General features: G+C 32.9%; 15 protein-coding genes and 1 riboswitch. Of the genes, 10 read left to right on the top strand and 5 right to left on the bottom strand.

Features of this window, described 5'->3' with window-relative positions; all coding sequences use genetic code 11:
- Nucleotides 1-180 precede the first annotated feature (180 nt).
- Complete coding sequence (lqo, locus tag BB045_RS02345) at nucleotides 181-1674, top strand: L-lactate dehydrogenase (quinone) (protein ID WP_033079707.1); 1494 nt, start codon at nucleotides 181-183, stop codon at nucleotides 1672-1674.
- A gap of 57 nt (nucleotides 1675-1731) precedes the next feature.
- Here the strand turns inward: lqo and BB045_RS02340 are convergent, their stop codons facing one another.
- Nucleotides 1732-2436, bottom strand: a complete 705-nt coding sequence (locus tag BB045_RS02340; protein ID WP_048668171.1) for a GntR family transcriptional regulator — start codon at nucleotides 2434-2436, stop codon at nucleotides 1732-1734.
- Nucleotides 2437-2655: 219 nt separating this feature from the next.
- Between BB045_RS02340 and BB045_RS02335 the strand changes: the two genes are divergently transcribed.
- The 4 genes from BB045_RS02335 to BB045_RS02320 all read left to right on the top strand — a co-directional run bounded on the left by BB045_RS02335 (nucleotide 2656) and on the right by BB045_RS02320 (nucleotide 6141).
- Nucleotides 2656-4095 carry a 6-phospho-beta-glucosidase gene (locus tag BB045_RS02335; RefSeq protein ID WP_070580987.1) on the top strand — a complete coding sequence of 480 codons (1440 nt, stop codon included), beginning with the start codon at nucleotides 2656-2658 and terminating at the stop codon, nucleotides 4093-4095.
- A 171-nt stretch (nucleotides 4096-4266) separates the two neighbouring features.
- On the top strand, nucleotides 4267-5109 hold the full coding sequence (locus tag BB045_RS02330) for a class I SAM-dependent methyltransferase (protein ID WP_142236919.1): 843 nt from the start codon (nucleotides 4267-4269) through the stop codon (nucleotides 5107-5109).
- 23 nt (nucleotides 5110-5132) lie between these two features.
- Nucleotides 5133-5453, top strand: a complete 321-nt coding sequence (locus BB045_RS02325; RefSeq protein WP_033079711.1) for a YciI family protein — start codon at nucleotides 5133-5135, stop codon at nucleotides 5451-5453.
- A 109-nt stretch (nucleotides 5454-5562) separates the two neighbouring features.
- Entirely contained in the window at nucleotides 5563-6141 is a 579-nt protein-coding gene (locus tag BB045_RS02320; RefSeq protein ID WP_049395432.1) for a PadR family transcriptional regulator, read from the top strand.
- Between the two features lie 201 nt (nucleotides 6142-6342).
- Here the strand turns inward: BB045_RS02320 and BB045_RS02315 are convergent, their stop codons facing one another.
- A complete protein-coding gene (locus tag BB045_RS02315; RefSeq protein WP_011274776.1) occupies nucleotides 6343-7233 on the bottom strand; it encodes a fructose bisphosphate aldolase in 891 nt (296 codons plus the stop codon).
- Between the two features lie 173 nt (nucleotides 7234-7406).
- Between BB045_RS02315 and BB045_RS02310 the strand changes: the two genes are divergently transcribed.
- From BB045_RS02310 to BB045_RS02300, 3 genes are all read left to right on the top strand, one after another.
- Complete coding sequence (locus tag BB045_RS02310; RefSeq protein WP_070580985.1) at nucleotides 7407-7889, top strand: AAA family ATPase; 483 nt, start codon at nucleotides 7407-7409, stop codon at nucleotides 7887-7889.
- Between the two features lie 185 nt (nucleotides 7890-8074).
- Complete coding sequence (locus BB045_RS02305) at nucleotides 8075-8821, top strand: HAD family hydrolase (protein WP_033079713.1); 747 nt, start codon at nucleotides 8075-8077, stop codon at nucleotides 8819-8821.
- 316 nt (nucleotides 8822-9137) lie between these two features.
- A complete protein-coding gene (locus tag BB045_RS02300) occupies nucleotides 9138-10463 on the top strand; it encodes a putative glycoside hydrolase (protein ID WP_075140445.1) in 1326 nt (441 codons plus the stop codon).
- A gap of 39 nt (nucleotides 10464-10502) precedes the next feature.
- Here the strand turns inward: BB045_RS02300 and BB045_RS02295 are convergent, their stop codons facing one another.
- Together BB045_RS02295 and BB045_RS02290 are read right to left on the bottom strand one after the other, a co-directional pair.
- Nucleotides 10503-11129: an LPXTG cell wall anchor domain-containing protein gene (locus BB045_RS02295; protein ID WP_210423035.1), complete on the bottom strand. Its 627-nt coding sequence runs from the start codon at nucleotides 11127-11129 to the stop codon at nucleotides 10503-10505.
- A 199-nt stretch (nucleotides 11130-11328) separates the two neighbouring features.
- Nucleotides 11329-11754: a hypothetical protein gene (locus tag BB045_RS02290; RefSeq protein WP_016930668.1), complete on the bottom strand. Its 426-nt coding sequence runs from the start codon at nucleotides 11752-11754 to the stop codon at nucleotides 11329-11331.
- A gap of 147 nt (nucleotides 11755-11901) precedes the next feature.
- Nucleotides 11902-12008, top strand: a riboswitch (SAM riboswitch).
- Nucleotides 12009-12120: 112 nt separating this feature from the next.
- On the opposite strand from BB045_RS02290, the gene BB045_RS02285 reads away from it, so the two are divergent.
- Entirely contained in the window at nucleotides 12121-12936 is an 816-nt protein-coding gene (locus BB045_RS02285) for a MetQ/NlpA family ABC transporter substrate-binding protein (protein WP_033079716.1), read from the top strand.
- Between the two features lie 242 nt (nucleotides 12937-13178).
- Entirely contained in the window at nucleotides 13179-14516 is a 1338-nt protein-coding gene (locus tag BB045_RS02280; RefSeq protein WP_075140444.1) for an aspartate aminotransferase family protein, read from the top strand.
- 53 nt (nucleotides 14517-14569) lie between these two features.
- Here the strand turns inward: BB045_RS02280 and BB045_RS02275 are convergent, their stop codons facing one another.
- Nucleotides 14570-16021, bottom strand: a complete 1452-nt coding sequence (locus BB045_RS02275; protein WP_070580980.1) for an APC family permease — start codon at nucleotides 16019-16021, stop codon at nucleotides 14570-14572.
- Nucleotides 16022-16375: the final 354 nt, after the last annotated feature.

Genomic DNA, 16375 nt, shown 5'->3' with positions numbered 1-16375 from the left:
CATATAAAAAAATAATTTTAATTAAGTTTCGCAATTTACAATTTACCATATTTGTTTTAACATAGAAATGAAAGGCTTAACAATCTTTATATAAAAAGATATTACTTTATATTAGGGAGAAAGAGTAGTAAGTAATAGCTTTTTAGTTGTTAACTAATAAATTTGGAGAGGTGTACAACCATGGCAGAATCAAAAGACGTCATTTTAATTGGTGCGGGTGTCTTAAGTACAACATTTGGTTCTATGTTAAATGAGCTTGAGCCTAATTGGAATATCAAGCTTTATGAACGTATGGATCGACCAGGTCTTGAAAGTTCTAATGAACGCCACAACGCTGGTACTGGTCATGCTGCACTTTGTGAATTGAACTACACTGTTCAACAACCTGATGGTTCAATTGACATTGATAAAGCAAAAGAAATCAACGAAGAATTTGAAATTTCAAAACAGTTCTGGGGTCACTTAGTGAAAGCAGGACATATTGAGAATCCAAGAGAATTTATTAATCCTCTTCCACACATTAGTTTTGTTAGAGGCGTTAACAATAAAGAATTCTTGAAGAAACGTTATGAAGCAATGAAACAATCACCAATGTTCGATAACATCGAATATACTGAAGACATTGAAGTAATGAGAAAATGGATTCCATTAATGATGCAAGGTCGCGTTGATGACGGCAAAATGGCTGCTAGTAAAATCGACGAAGGTACAGACGTTAACTTTGGTGAATTAACACGTAAAATGGCACGTCACTTAGAGTTAGACGAGCATGTTGAAGTTAAATATAGTCACCAAGTACTTGATTTTGAACGTTTATCAAATGGTAAATGGCAAGTTAAAATCAAAGATCTTAAAACTGGTAGCGTATTTGAAGAAGTTACTGACTATGTATTCATTGGTGCAGGTGGTGCTGCAATTCCATTACTACAAAAAACAGGCATCCCTGAAAGTAAACATTTAGGTGGATTCCCTATTACTGGTCAATTCTTAGCATGTACAAATCCACAAGTAATTGAAGCACATGATGCGAAAGTATATGGTAAAGAACCACCAGGTACACCACCAATGACAGTACCTCACCTTGATGCTCGTTATATCGAAGGTAAACGTACGTTATTATTTGGACCATTTGCAAACGTTGGACCTAAATTCCTTAAAAATGGCTCAAACTTAGATTTATTCAAATCTATCAAACCTTATAACATTACAACGATGTTAGCTGCTGCAGTTAAAAACTTACCATTGATTAAATATTCATTTGATCAAATTATCATGACTAAAGAGGGTTGTATGAACCATTTACGTACATTCTACCCTGAAGCTCGTGATGAAGATTGGGAATTATACACAGCAGGTAAACGTGTACAAGTAATTAAAGATACTGAAAAAGAAGGTAAAGGATTTATCCAATTCGGTACAGAAGTGGTTAACTCTGAAGATCATTCAGTGATTGCTTTACTTGGTGAATCACCAGGGGCATCAACTTCAGTATCAGTAGCTTTAGAAGTTCTTGAGAAAAACTTCCCAGAACAAATCGGCCAATGGAATGCTAAAATTAAAGAAATGATTCCATCATACGGTCAATCATTAATTGAAGATGTTGAATTAATGAGAAAAATACGTCGTCAAACGTCTAAAGATCTTGAATTAGGATACTATGAAGACGCTAAATAAGATGTGTTAATAATAAGTAAGAGTCGCTTGAGAGTTTATAGCTCAAGCGACTCTTTTTTAACTTTCTATAGGTATAAAGAAGTTGGCGTATTTATAATGATAAACAATCTTTGAATAATCAAAAGGTAGTCCTTTATTAGTGTAAAAGGTTAAATCATGACGCATACAAGGATCATTTGGATTGAGATCCAATTGTGGTGCTTCACGTTCAGTAAGAAAATCAATATAGAAATAGATATCAGAAAAACCGATATTAATCTTAAGCTGTGCTTGAAGATAGTCGAATATTGAATGTTCTGCACTGTCATGATCAAGGTGCGTAACTAATGTTTTATTGAAGTAAGATGTTTCAATACATAAAGGGTTATGATCTAAATAGCGAATACGTTCGACATAATAAACTTCTTCATCTTGTTCCGTTAAACGTAAGTGCGCTCTTACTTCATCATTAGGTTTTATCGTTTCAAACGTTAAAACTTTACTTGTGATTTGATGGCCTTGCAGATTATCTGAGAAACCCTTTGTTTTCAAAAGGTTGATATACCCTGATTTATTTTTATTTCGTACATAAATTCCACTGCCTCTTGTTTGGAAAATCATACCATCTCTTTGGAGTATCGCTAATGCTTTAATGATGGTACTTTTGCTAACCTCATATCGTGCTTTTAATTGTTCGACACTTGGAAGTTTATCACCAACATTATATTCATCATTTGCAATGGCACTTGTAATATCTTGAGCAATTCGTTCGTACTTTAACATCATTTGACTCCCTTAATGCGTAATTTATTTTTATTATAACAAATGTAAAACACTATTAGTAAATTGTACCGGTATAATTTTGATTATTCTGTTTACAAATTGTACCGGTATAATTACAATAGATTTTGAAAAGGCTTTCGTATTGTTGTTAATGATAAGATTATGAAAGTAGTTAAAAAGTAAAACACTAATGAAAAAATTATAAAGGAGTTTTGGAACATGTCTAAATTACCTAATGATTTCTTATGGGGTGGCGCTTTAGCGGCTAATCAATTCGAAGGTGGCTATGACCAAGGTGGAAAAGGACTAAGTGTCATTGATGTTATGACAGCTGGGGCACACGGTAAAGCACGTGAAATTACGCAAGATGTAGAACCTGACAAATATTATCCAAATCATGTTGGCATTGATTTCTACAATCGTTATAAAGAAGATGTGAAAATGTTTAGTGACATGGGTTTAAAATGCTTAAGAACATCAATTGCTTGGACTCGAATTTTTCCAAAAGGTGACGAAGTTGAACCCAATGAGGAAGGTTTACAATTCTATGATGACTTATTTGATGAGTTATTAAAATATAACATTCAACCTGTTATCACACTTTCACATTTTGAAATGCCGTTACATTTAGCTCGTGAATATGGTGGTTTCAGAAATCGTAAAGTGGCAGATTTCTTTGCACATTTTGCAGAAACAGTATTTAACCGTTATAAAGATAAAGTGAAATATTGGATGACATTTAACGAAATTAATAACCAAATGGACATTAATAATCCAATCTTCTTATGGACAAACTCAGGTGTATCATTAAAAGAGGACGATAATAAAGAAGAGGTATTGTACCAAGTAGCACATAATGAATTAATCGCTAGTGCTAAAGCAGTTAAGATTGGTAAAGAAATCAATCCTGAGTTCGAAATTGGTGCGATGATTTCACATGTTCCAATCTACCCATATAGTTGTAATCCAAATGATATTATGGAAGCAGAAGTGGCTAGTCGTATGCGTTTCTTCTTCCCTGATGTTCATGCGCGTGGTTATTACCCAGGTTATGCAACGAAGATGTTTGAACGTGAAGGTTTCGACATTGGTTGGCAAGAGGGTGATGATGAAATTTTACGTGATGGCAAAGTGGATTACATTGGATTTAGCTACTATATGTCAACTGTCGTAAAACATGATAATGAAGCAAGTGTCGAAGATAATATCGTTAATGGTGGTTTACCTAATTCAGTAGATAACCCTTATATTAAGAAGAGTGATTGGGGTTGGGCAATCGATCCAGTAGGGTTACGTTATACATTAAATGCCTTATATAATCGCTATCAAATTCCATTGTTTATTGTTGAAAATGGCTTTGGTGCCGTGGATGAGTTTGATGAAAATGGACAAATCCATGATGATTATCGTGTAGATTATTTACGTGAACATATCAAAGCAGCTATTGATGCAGTTGACAAAGATGGTGTTGATTTAACGGGCTACACACCATGGGGTATTATTGATATCGTGTCATTTACAACAGGTGAAATGAAAAAACGTTATGGCTTAATTCACGTAGATCGTGATAATGAAGGAAATGGCTCACTAGAACGTACAAAGAAAGACTCATTTGACTGGTATCGTAATGTGATTGAGTCAAACGGTGAAGAACTGTAACTTTTGAAATTGTTAGGAATAATAGAATACAACATAAGCTTTCAATCATTTTCAAAGCGTAGCTAACTTGCTTTGGATTGGTTGAAAGCTTTTTTAATGAGAATGCGAATTAGTTTATGAACTATACAAGAGTGGTTAAGATGAGGGTATCAAATGAAAAGGAGATTACTTATGACAAAAGATATATTTAGTAATCAATATTGGGAGAAAGCGTGGGAAGATGACCCTAATACTCAGGATAAAAGGATGAAACGTGCAGGTTTAGGTGATCCATCGACACCAGGTTTTGAAAAGTGGGCAGAAAACTTTAATAAAAATTCTTTTACTGAAGAAAGCCAGCACCGTACGAAACGGATTATGAATTGGATTGAGCAACAAACAGGTCGATTTAGTAATTTAAGTGTATTAGATGTAGGGGCTGCGTCAGGAGTGTTTAGTGTCCCGTTTGCTAAAGAAGGTGCTAAAGTTACAGCGTTGGAACCATCGCCAATTTTACATGACATGTTAAAAGATAATGCAAATCATTACGGTGTAACACTTAAAACATTAAATCAATCGTTTGAAGATGCTCAACTAGAAGAATTAGGGCAGCATGATTTAGTTTTTGCGTCAATGTGTCCAGCAGTGACTACGTGGGAAGCGGTTAGCAAGGCAATCGATATTGCACAGAAATTTGTTTATGTCAGTTTAATTGCAGGACCTAAGGAAAACTCAATTGTCGATGAAGTCGTGGCATTTTTAGACGAAGAAAGTCAACCTATGACGGCGGATATGTATTATTTATTACAGTTGTTATACTTTAATGATTATACTTATGAAACATTAATCGAACGCCATACGCAACATAATGACAAACCAATTGAAGATGTGATGCAACAATTGCCACAATGGTTAAAAGAAGTAGAAGTAGAACTAGATGAACAGCAACTTGCAAGCGTAGAACACTATTTACGAGATAAATATGGCGATACCATACCTGTTATCACTGGGGGGGTAAATTTGGTAAAGTATTGATTCACGTTTAGAGGAGGCATTCGATGAAACACTACATCGTAAAATTTGAACACACTGATTTAAAAAGATGGAAAAAGTACGTTGTTCCACATGTTTTATATTTGAAGAAATTAATCAAACAAGGACATTTAATCGTTTCTGGTCCTACAGTGAATGCGCGGAAAGATATAAAAGAAGCTTATTTAATATTTAAAGTTAAAAATCGAGACGAATTAATGACATTACTTGAGAAAGATCCATTTTGGTATAAGGGATTGGTTTCAAATTATACCATTGAAGAGTGGAAACCATTATTCGGTAATCTCGAGCAACTCACAAACGAGGAATTTAATGATGAAGAATAATCGTAAATACTATTCTGACAGGGTTTGTTGGGGTGGTATTTATTTTGTTAAAAAACATAACGATATATCGAAAAAGTAATTAATTAAATAAAAAAAGGTGATTTTAATGATGTTTAGAAGACATATGCAAGATATAAGACAAAGAATGGATCATTTTGAACAATTTGGTAGAAGTAAAGGGCCACAAGGATTTGAGAGATTTGGTGGTTTTGGACGCCGTGGTGGAGGTCGAGATAGATTCTTCAAAAAGGGAAATTTACAATTTATAATTTTACAAATGTTAGAAGAGGAATCACGTCATGGTTATCAAATCATTAAGGATTTAGAAGAACGTTTCAAAGGATTCTATTCACCGAGTCCTGGTTCAGTTTATCCCATATTACAAATGTTGGAAGATAGAGACTTTGTATCGATTTCTAAAGAAGGTAACAAAAAAATCTACACAATTACAGATGAAGGTAAAACTTTTTTAAAAGAGAATGTAGACCAAGATGAATTTACAAAACGCTTAGAACAATTTAAAAATGTAGATTTTGAACAGATGAAAGCATCTCGTGAACAATTACAAGGATTATTTCATGGATTTATGAAAGCAAGTCAAAGCGCATTACAAGATGAAGAAAAACAAAAAGAATTAAATGTATTTATTGAGGAAACTAAACAAAAATTAGAACGTTTCTATAAATAGTGAATATTAGAAAAGCCGGCCGGTTGAAATAACCAGTCGGCTTTTAAATATTCGAGTGAAGTTGTAGAGCACTTCGCCGGAATGATAAACGGGCTACGAAAAGCAGATCGTTCGACAATAATACGCTAATCGCTAAAATCAAAGAGCGATTTTTGTTCATAGCTCGTTATTGCTCACGATCTGAACGCTTTTCTGCGCACCTTAGTTTTTATTTACTGATGCGTCGTAGATAGAATCTACTGCGTCACCTAATGCTTTATCAAATTCTTCTTGTGATTGGCTAGCACGTAAGTCACTTGCTAATGCACGTGAGAAGCTTGCGATTAATTCATCATTGTCTTTCAATAATTTGTTAGCTTCGTCTCTGCTGTAACCACCTGATAATACAACCACGCGTACAACATTTGGATGATCTGCTAATTCTTTGTATAAGTTAGCTTTAGTTGGGATAGTTAATTTTAACATTACTAATTGATCATCGTTTAAAGCATCTAAGCCTTTTTTAAGTTCAGCTTTTAATACTTCTTCAATTTCAGCTTTATCTTTAGCGTTAATGTTAACTTCAGGTTCAATGATTGGTACTAAACCTTTAGCAATGATTTTTTTAGCGAATTCAAATTGTTGTTCAACAACATCTTTGATACCTTGTTCATTTAATTCTAAGATATTAGAACGCATTTTAGTACCGAAGATATGACGTTCAACCGCACGGTCTAAAGTATCGTCTAAATCATCGATAGGTTTCATTAATTGAACACCGTTTTGTTGTTCAGCTAAACCTTTGTCGACTTTTAAGAAAGGTACAACACCTTTGTCTGCTAAGTAGTCACCAGTGTATTTGCCTTCAACTTCACGATCCATAGTTTGTTCGAAAAGGATAGCACCTAAAATTTTGTCTGGAGAGAATGAAGGTGAAGTTACAACTCTAGTACGCATATCGTGCACAAGTTGGAACATTTCGTCATCATTGCTATATTCGTCCTCGTTTACACCATACTCTTTTAATGCTTTAGGAGTACTACCGCCACTTTGGTCTAATGCTGCGATAAAACCTTTCCCATTTGTCATTTTTTCTAATTGTTCTTTATTCATTACTCTTTCCACTCCTTTAATTAACTTTCATATTTATTATGATAAAAATAAAGATCATTCTCAAGTTATAAAACTTATATTTATTGAAAATTCATATTTTACAGTTTATAGTTTCATAAATTAGACGTATTTAGCGATAATAAAGTAAATAAATCTTATTAAGTGAGGGGAAAATGGAAAAACGTATTTTAATTATTGGAAGTCCAGGCTCTGGTAAATCGACATTAGCTCATCATTTACATAAAATGTATGGCATACCTTTATATCATATGGATAACATCAATTGGATTGATAACAAAACGACGATTAGTCAAGAAGAATTAATTGAACAGCTTAATCAAATTATTGCTAAAAATACTTGGATTATTGATGGTAATTATTCGGACACACTACCTTTAAGGTTGAAGAGAGCAACTGACGTTATATGGTTAAAAGAACCTAGATGGAAGTGTATTTACCGTGTCATAAAAAGGGTGATTATTCACAATTTGAAACGTCATCGTATTGGGGGTAATCCGAATACAATTAGTTTTGAATTTATAAAATATGTGTGGCAATTTCCTGAAAATAATAATGAATTCATCAAGTTACAACAATTGAAAACGCAAGATCATATTAAATGGGTTATAAGTAATTCAAGTCTCAAAAACTTATAACATAATCATTAAGATGGTCATTAGTTTAAAAAATACCTACAAATATTTAACATAGTTTCTTATTATTAACGACATAAAAACGAACTATTTATATGAAATGTGAATGATAGTTCGTTTTATGTTATCATTTATTTTAAAGTAGGGAGTTTTTGAACCCTTCATTCATTTAAAAAGGCGTGTGAGTAATGATTAAAAAAGTTAAATTGGTTATTTTTGATTTAGATAATACGCTATTTTCTTTTAATAAATTATGGATAAAAGCGAATAAAGATACGTTTGAAACGTATACGTTGTTTAAAGATATAGATTATAGTGACTTTATGAAATTATTTAAAAAATATGATTTATACTTTTGGAAACAGCATGATGAAGGGGTTATTACCTTAGATGAATTGCGAGAGTTAAGACTAATTAAAACTTTACAGCATTTTGATATAAATATTTCTCGCGAAGAAGCTAACGAGTATTTCGAATCCTTTTTTACTAAGCTACTGTCTAGTATAACTGTTAATAGAAAAATGAATGATTTACTTATGACCTTGAAAGAAAATGTAAACATCGCCATACTTACTAATGGAAAGATTAAAGAACAGAACACTAAAATTGATAATCTCGATATTAGAACAATTTTTGAGAAGAATATTTTTATATCTGAAAATATAGGTTGCGAAAAGCCTTATCCTAAAGCATTTTTAAATGTCACGTCTAGATTAAACGTTAATCCTGAAGAGTGCTTGTTTATAGGAGATTCTTATAGAAATGACATCATGGGAGCGTTAAATGTTAATATGGCTGCCATTTGGTTAACGAATTCTGATAAAGATACAGAATTAAATGTAAAAGATGGTCTTTATTGTTGCGAAGATAATATAGAAGTTCTATTAAAAAAGCTCCTTGATGATGAATATAAAGATTTAACAATTTATAACTAGTTTAATATGAAAAATAGAGTGTATAGAAAGTAACTATTTTCTATACACTCTATTTTTATGCGTGATGGACAATTCTCATCTCAGAACTCTTGTAACATAATCAGGGTATCATTAATTTTAAAAAATTAAATGTATGCAAATATTAGATAATTTATTATATAAAATTTTGCCATATTGATTAATAGTACATAAAATATGCTATTCTATAAGAAAGTTAGGTTCTCTTATTTAGGATAATTAAACTATTTAAATCGCTTACTATTCTAAATAATGAGAGCCTAATTATACATATAAAGCATATTCGGAGACTAAAGGAATGAAAAAGAACAAAATATTTGCTGTATTAACAACAAGTGCTTTGTTACTCGCTGCGTGCAGTAATGGTGATAATTCATCTAGTAGCGGGCAAAAAGGGGACAGCCAGAAGAACGAACAAACTAACAGTCAAAGCGAGAAATTAAAAAAGAATAATGACAAAAACAAGAATGAGAATAAAGTCGATTACCCTAAAGATGGCGTTAAAGGTATTTATGTCACAAGCAATTCGACACAAGGCGATAAGATTGATGAATTAATTAAGTTCATTAAAGATTCTAAATTAAATACAATGGTTATCGATGTTAAAGATGATGAAGGTAATATCACAATGAAACTTAACACTGGAAATAAACAAGTAGATAAGAACACATTAGATATTGTAGATGGTAAGAAATTGTTGGAAAAATTGCATAATAACAATATTTATCCAATTGCTCGTATCGTTACATTTAAGGATACTAAATTAGCTGAAGAACATCCTGAGTGGTCATTTAAAGAAAGTGATGGGTCAGTTTGGACTAATGGTAAAGGCGATAGCTTTGTTAACCCATTCATGAAGGAAGTATGGGATTATGATATTACTGTCGCTAAAGCAGCAGCTAAAACTGGATTCCAAGATATCCAATTTGACTATGTGCGTTTCCCAGAAGGCTTTGAAAATGAAGCAGACAGTTTAACTTATAGTAAGGGTGACTACAAAAATAGCAAGTTAAGTTCAGGTGATCAACGTGTTGATACAATTACAAAATTCTTAGAACATGCTAATAAAGAGTTGAAACCAATGGGTGTTAACGTATCGGCAGACGTATTTGGCTATTCTGCATTAGTTAAAAACGCACCAGGCATTGGTCAAAGTTTCCCTAAAATGTCTGAAAATGTAGATGCGATTTCATCAATGATTTATCCTTCACATTGGAGTAACGGTGACTTTGGTTTAGATGCTCCGGATACAGAACCGTACAAAACAGTAAATCGATACATTCAAAAAGAAAATAGTTTACTAGATTCACTAGGTAAGAAAAAACCAATTTCTCGTCCATGGATTCAAGATTTCACAGCATCATATTTAGGTGATGGTAATTATATTGATTATGATGCCAAAGCAGTATCTGAACAAGTTCAGGCTTTAAAAGATAATGGTGTGAATGAGTTCTTACTATGGAATGCGGGGAACGAATATACTGAAGGTGCAAACTATAATCCTAAAAAAGGTAGCGCGAAAGAACGTGACCCAGAAGGTGTAGAGCAAGATACAAAACAGCAAGACAATAAAGACGACAATAAAAAAGATAGTACTGAAGAGAATGGGAACAGCAATCAATAACAAAAAAGGCGAGATGACTTTGAAGTCATCTCGTTTTTTCTATGAGATTTTTTTATGAGATTGTTTAGCTACTAACGCACCGCCTAGTAATAAGAAAATGCTACCTAATAATTGAATGGATTGTTCACTGTCTGAATGACCAGTTTCAGGTAATGAAGATTGAGCATTTGTGCTATTATGGTTACCTTGTTTTTTTACTGATTGAGACGAAGGCACTTCGTTAGATTTAACGTTACCGACATAATATGAATTTAATTCACGCGCACAATCTACAGAATTAATTTTAGATGCTTCTTCCTTTAGATCATCTAATTCAGCAGCATTTGCAATACCGTGTTCAACATATGTTTCTCCACTTTGAAGTTGATTAAAGTTACTATATTTATCATTTTTATATTCGACTTGGCCATTTTTATGAACTTTATAAACCCCTAAACCAGCATTTGCTTTATTATGGCTTTTAATTTCAAAATAGTCCCCTTTGTCGATTACTTTTCCAAAGTTTTGTAAATCTGGATTACCTCCACTATTTGATAACGCCTCTGAAGCAACTTCTTGTGCGTTATTCTTAGTAACGATATCAGCAGCAAAAGCTTGATGTCCACTAAAAGCAGTTAATAATACTGTACTTGAAATAAGTGTTGACGCAAATAGAGAAACCTTCATCACAATGAAAACCCCATTTCATTATTTATCTTTTACAGCCTTAGTGTAACACTCAGAATTAATTAAAATAGGGGTTTAAAGTAAACCATATTGAAACTTTAAATTAGCTTAAAGAATGACATATTTGTAAAGTTAGATTTACAATATTAAAGTTTTTATGAATATAAGTAATCGTGATACTAAATTTAATGATGCTAACTTACCATTTCTTTTTAGAAAAGTAAGGGATAGACCATGCCATGCAAACAGTGAAAATTAAATGTGCAATCATCCATAAACCGTATTCTGTCCAACTAAATTGAAAAAATGAACGTTGTGCCAATAGAATAAGTAATGGATATAATATTAGAAAAATGATGATCAGTAATAAATAACTTATTTTGTAAAAAGGTTTGAAAAATTTATAAATAATTAGAAATGTGATGTAAATTAAAAATCCAATGACAATATGAATCAATAGTTCTAAAATCAGTGGTGTTTGATTTGGGTCAGCAATGAAATCGATATTGATTAATAACAAGGTTAGGTGCGTCGTGTGTGTTACGACATCCATAGTAAACATGATAAGCAATAATAAAATGCTAATCAGTAATGCACTAAGAAAGTGGTAGCCGTATCGTATCATAATTATCCATCCTTCAAATGAGTTTAACAAGCTATTCCCTATGACGAAGGAAATCACACATTTTAAAAATTTAGAATATTTAAAAAATGATATTGACTCAAACACTATCCAATGCTAATATAATAACAATTCAATAAAACTTGTTAACTCTTATCAAGAGTGGTGGAGGGATGTGCCCTAAGAAGCCCAGCAACCGTCGTTTAACGAAATGGTGCTAATTCACATAAAGTAGACAATACTTTAAGAGATAAGAGAAAGTGTATCGATACTTTCTCTTAAATAATAGAAAGTATTTTTTTATGTCTTCTAACTATTTAAGAGTTGAAGTGTAATTGAATCATTATTAAAAAAGAGGTGTCGATATACATGAAAAAATGGTTAAGTGTTATAAGTATTTTAGTTTTAGTTATTGTATTAGCTGGATGTGGCAAAGATAAAGAGGATAATAAAAAAATCACGGTTGCTGCTTCACCTGCACCCCATGGAGATGTGTTGAAGAAAGCTAAAGAACAATTAAAGAAAAAAGGTTATGATTTAGAAGTTAAAGAGGTCAATGATTATAAAGTGCCAAATAAACTATTAGATAAAGGTGATGTAGATGCGAACTTCTTCCAACATGTACCTTATTTAAAAGCTGAAAAGAAGAGTCATGGATATAAAATAGAAGAATTAGGTAAAGTATTTACAACTCCAATGGGCGTATACAGTAAAAAATATAAAAATCTAAAAGATATTCCTGAAGGTTCAACGATTTATGTTTCAAATAATCCAGCGGAAGAAGGACGATTTTTATCATTCTTTGTAGATGAAGGTCTCATTAAGTTGAAAAAAGGTGTCAAAATTGAAGATGCTAAGTTTGAAGATATCGCTGAAAATAAAAAGAATTTAAAATTCAATCATCAACAAGGGGCTGAGTTTTTACCAAAGACATATAAAAACGGTGAAGGAGCAGCAGTGATTATGAATTCTAACTATGCCATCGATAATGGTTTGAAACCTTCTAAAGATGCAATTGTTATGGAAGGTAAATCATCTCCGTTTGCCAATATTATTGCTGTACAAGAAGGACATAAAAAAGATAAAAAGTTCCAAGAATTATTAAAAGTTATGCAATCGAAAGAAATTAAAGATTATATTAAGAAAGAATATGGAGACGATGTAATTCCATACGAAAGTAAATAATTATCCATATTAAACTACCCGCAAAGTAATAGCTTTGTGGGGTCTTTTTAAAAAGAAAATAATAAATACCAAAAATTATAAACTTTAATTATTTTTGATTATTCAGAAAATATTTACAAATCTGACAATTATTAGTAATATATTCAATATTATCACTTAAATAGTGTTTATTTAGAGGGCCGGAGAACTTTTCAAATAGAGGGAAACAAAAGGGATGGTCTATCTTGGGAGGATGAGCCGATATGAGTAAAGCAGAGGAATTAATTAATGAAGATGGGAAATACTTCGCCGCATCAGGGAGAATAAAATACTATCCATTAGCCATTGACCATGGTTATGGTGCGACACTAGTAGATGTGGATGGTAAAGAATATATTGATTTATTATCAAATGCAAGTTCACAAAATGTAGGACACGCACCTAAACCAGTTACTGAAGCGATTAAGAAACAAGCTGAGAAATTTATTCATTATACACCAGCATATATGTATCATGAACCAGCAGTGAAATTATCTAAAAAGCTTTGTGAAATTGCTCCAGGTGACTATGAAAAACGTGTAACGTTTGGATTAAGTGGGTCTGATGCGAATGACGGTATTATAAAATTTGCGAGAGCTTATACGGGACGCCCTTACATTATTAGTTTTACAAATGCATATCATGGGTCAACATTTGGATCATTATCCATGTCTGCCATTAGTTTAAATATGCGCAAACATTATGGACCATTATTGAATGGATTTTATCATATTCCATTCCCTGATAAATATAGAGGGATGTATGAGCAGCCAAATGCAAATACAGTTGAAGAGTATCTTGCACCATTAAAAGAAATGTTTGCGAAATATGTGCCAGCGGAAGAAGTGGCTTGTATTGTTGTAGAAACAATCCAAGGTGACGGAGGTCTATTAGAACCTGTAGATGGTTACTTTGAGGCATTAGAAGCGTTATGCCGTGAACATGGTATTCTAATTGCTGTAGACGATATTCAACAGGGGTTAGGGCGAACTGGTACATGGAGTTCAATTGATCACTTTAATTTCACACCGGATTTAATTACATTTGGTAAATCACTAGCAGGTGGATTACCGATGTCTGCTATTGTTGGTCGTAAAGAAATCATAGAGACACTTGAGGCACCGGCACATCTATTTACAACTGGTGCGAATCCTGTAAGTTGTGAAGCGGCTTTAGCTACATTAGGTATGATTGAAGATGAAGATTTATTAACTGCTAGTTCTGAAAAAGGGGCTTACGTGCGCAAGCGAATGGATCAATGGGTGAATGATTATGATTTCGTTGGAGATGTGCGTGGTAAAGGTTTATCAATTGGTATTGATATCGTATCAAATAAACAAGCTAAGACGAGAGCTTCTGAAGAAGCACTTAAAATATGTAATTATTGTTTTGATCATGGTCTTGTATTGATTGCAGTAGCTGGTAATGTACTACGTTTCCAACCACCATTAGTTATTACGTATGAACAATTAGATTATGCTTTAAATACAATAGAGAATGCATTGCAAGCGTTACAAGATGGACAACTGAATAATTATAATATTGATGGTCAAGGCTGGTAACACGAAAAGAAGCACCTATCTCAATCGATGAGACAGGTGCTTTTTCATTTGTATTAATCTTTTGGTACGACGTAGTCCTCTTCTTCATTTTTCTTAGAATGTCGAACACCATAACTTAAATAGATTATGATACCAACAACGAACCAAATTAAAGTATATAGTTTAGCATCGAAACTTAATCCCCAGAATACAAGTAATACTAAAATAAATGTGATTATTGGTAGTACAGGGAAGAATGGTACTTTAAACGATGGTTCAGGTAAATCTTTACCTTCACGTTTTCTTAAACGATACATTGCAAGAGACACAAACATAAATGCGACTAATGTTCCTGCTGAGATAAGTTGTGCCAAGAATGCAAATGGGAACATTGAACCAATTAATACACCAATAATAGTTAGGATTAAAAGTGCTCTGTTTGGTAGATGTTTATGGTTTAATTTTGATAACCAAGGTGGTAATAAACCATCACGACCAAATGAATATAATAAACGTGATCCTGCTAACATCATACCAATTAAAGCGGTGAACATACCGATTACTGAAATAGCTTGAATGACAGCAGCAATAATACCGTGGCCACTTTGACGAAGTGCCCAACCTACAGGTTCAGCATTACCAGCGTATTTAGAATAATGGAACATACCAACCAATACTAAAGCTACACCTACGAATAATACTAAAGCGACAGCTAATGAACCAAGAATACCACGAGGCATTGTTCTTTGTGGGTTGATAGCTTCTGCAGAGTTGGCTGCGATTGAATCAAATCCAATATAAGCTAAGAAAATCATAGAAACCCCAGCATAAATACCTTGCCAACCACCGAAATCACCATTTTCAGTCACTTTATGTTCTGGAATAAACGGAACATAGTTAGATGCTTGGATAGCAGTTAAACCTACGATAATGAACAATACGATTGCAAATACTTTTAAGATAACTAAGACGTTTTCTACACGTGCTGCTTCAGTCATACCACGTGATAAAATGATTGCAGTAATAATGATTACAACAGCAGCGATAATATCAATCACACCACCACCAGCTCCGAATGGATTCGATAATGCTTTAGGCAATACGATACCTAATGGTGATACGAGTCCTCTTAAATTGGCAGAGAATCCGGATGCTACAAAGGCTACGGCAATAAAGTATTCAGCTAAAAGTGCCCAACCTGCGACCCAACCTGAAAATTCTCCAAATAAAACGTTAATCCAAGAATAAGCTGAACCGGCGAAAGGCATTGTTGATGCCATTTCGGCATATGAGAAGGCAACTAAACCTGCAACAATCGCTGCAAGTAAGAATGATAATGCAACGGCAGGGCCTGCATGTTCAGCGGCTACAACGCCAGGCAATGTAAAAATTGCAGTTGATACAATCGTACCAACACCTAATGCAAGAAAATCTCGAACGCGTAATGTACGTTTTAAATGACCATCTTTATTTTGATAGATTGTGGGATCTTCTTTTCGAGTTAAATTTTTGAAAAAACTGGCCATAATCATGAACCTCCACTTACTTAATATATTGAGTTATAAGATTAGCTTGTTATCTCTAGAATATTTATTATATTAGCACAAAACTTTGTATTTTTGTCTAAAATTTCTGAAAATTTTAAGTTTTCTTACTTTTTATAAAATGACAGAGTGTAACAAGGAAATTTTAAATGATAGATTTGATTATAACAGATTAATAAGAAATAAAAACAACAAAAAAGAGTAAAATTATCCATAAAATATAAAAAGTGGTCTTTTGGTCGGGGTTAGCATACTAAAAACACACAATAAGTCAAGTAATTAGACCTTTATTTAGTGGTATTTTACTAAAAAATTAAAGTTTGTTGACCTATTCCA

It is taken from the genome of Staphylococcus sp. MB377 (assembly GCF_001922505.1).
Taxonomy (GTDB): domain Bacteria; phylum Bacillota; class Bacilli; order Staphylococcales; family Staphylococcaceae; genus Staphylococcus; species Staphylococcus haemolyticus.
Note: the sequence above shows the minus strand (reverse complement) of the source record. Positions and strands in the feature narration are given on the sequence as shown.

Excerpts from the sequence above, each read along its gene's own strand:
- BB045_RS02280 (WP_075140444.1), top strand. The coding sequence starts at position 13,179 with ATGAGTAAAGCAGAGGAATTAATTAATGAAGATGGGAAATACTTCGCC.
- BB045_RS02325 (WP_033079711.1), top strand. The coding sequence starts at position 5,133 with ATGAAACACTACATCGTAAAATTTGAACACACTGATTTAAAAAGATGG.
- BB045_RS02285 (WP_033079716.1), top strand. The coding sequence starts at position 12,121 with ATGAAAAAATGGTTAAGTGTTATAAGTATTTTAGTTTTAGTTATTGTA.
- BB045_RS02335 (WP_070580987.1), top strand. The coding sequence starts at position 2,656 with ATGTCTAAATTACCTAATGATTTCTTATGGGGTGGCGCTTTAGCGGCT.
- BB045_RS02275 (WP_070580980.1), bottom strand. The coding sequence starts at position 16,021 with ATGGCCAGTTTTTTCAAAAATTTAACTCGAAAAGAAGATCCCACAATC.
- BB045_RS02300 (WP_075140445.1), top strand. The coding sequence starts at position 9,138 with ATGAAAAAGAACAAAATATTTGCTGTATTAACAACAAGTGCTTTGTTA.
- BB045_RS02290 (WP_016930668.1), bottom strand. The coding sequence starts at position 11,754 with ATGATACGATACGGCTACCACTTTCTTAGTGCATTACTGATTAGCATT.
- BB045_RS02315 (WP_011274776.1), bottom strand. The coding sequence starts at position 7,233 with ATGAATAAAGAACAATTAGAAAAAATGACAAATGGGAAAGGTTTTATC.
- lqo (WP_033079707.1), top strand. The coding sequence starts at position 181 with ATGGCAGAATCAAAAGACGTCATTTTAATTGGTGCGGGTGTCTTAAGT.
- BB045_RS02310 (WP_070580985.1), top strand. The coding sequence starts at position 7,407 with ATGGAAAAACGTATTTTAATTATTGGAAGTCCAGGCTCTGGTAAATCG.
- BB045_RS02340 (WP_048668171.1), bottom strand. The coding sequence starts at position 2,436 with ATGTTAAAGTACGAACGAATTGCTCAAGATATTACAAGTGCCATTGCA.
- BB045_RS02305 (WP_033079713.1), top strand. The coding sequence starts at position 8,075 with ATGATTAAAAAAGTTAAATTGGTTATTTTTGATTTAGATAATACGCTA.
- BB045_RS02320 (WP_049395432.1), top strand. The coding sequence starts at position 5,563 with ATGTTTAGAAGACATATGCAAGATATAAGACAAAGAATGGATCATTTT.
- BB045_RS02295 (WP_210423035.1), bottom strand. The coding sequence starts at position 11,129 with ATGAAGGTTTCTCTATTTGCGTCAACACTTATTTCAAGTACAGTATTA.
- BB045_RS02330 (WP_142236919.1), top strand. The coding sequence starts at position 4,267 with ATGACAAAAGATATATTTAGTAATCAATATTGGGAGAAAGCGTGGGAA.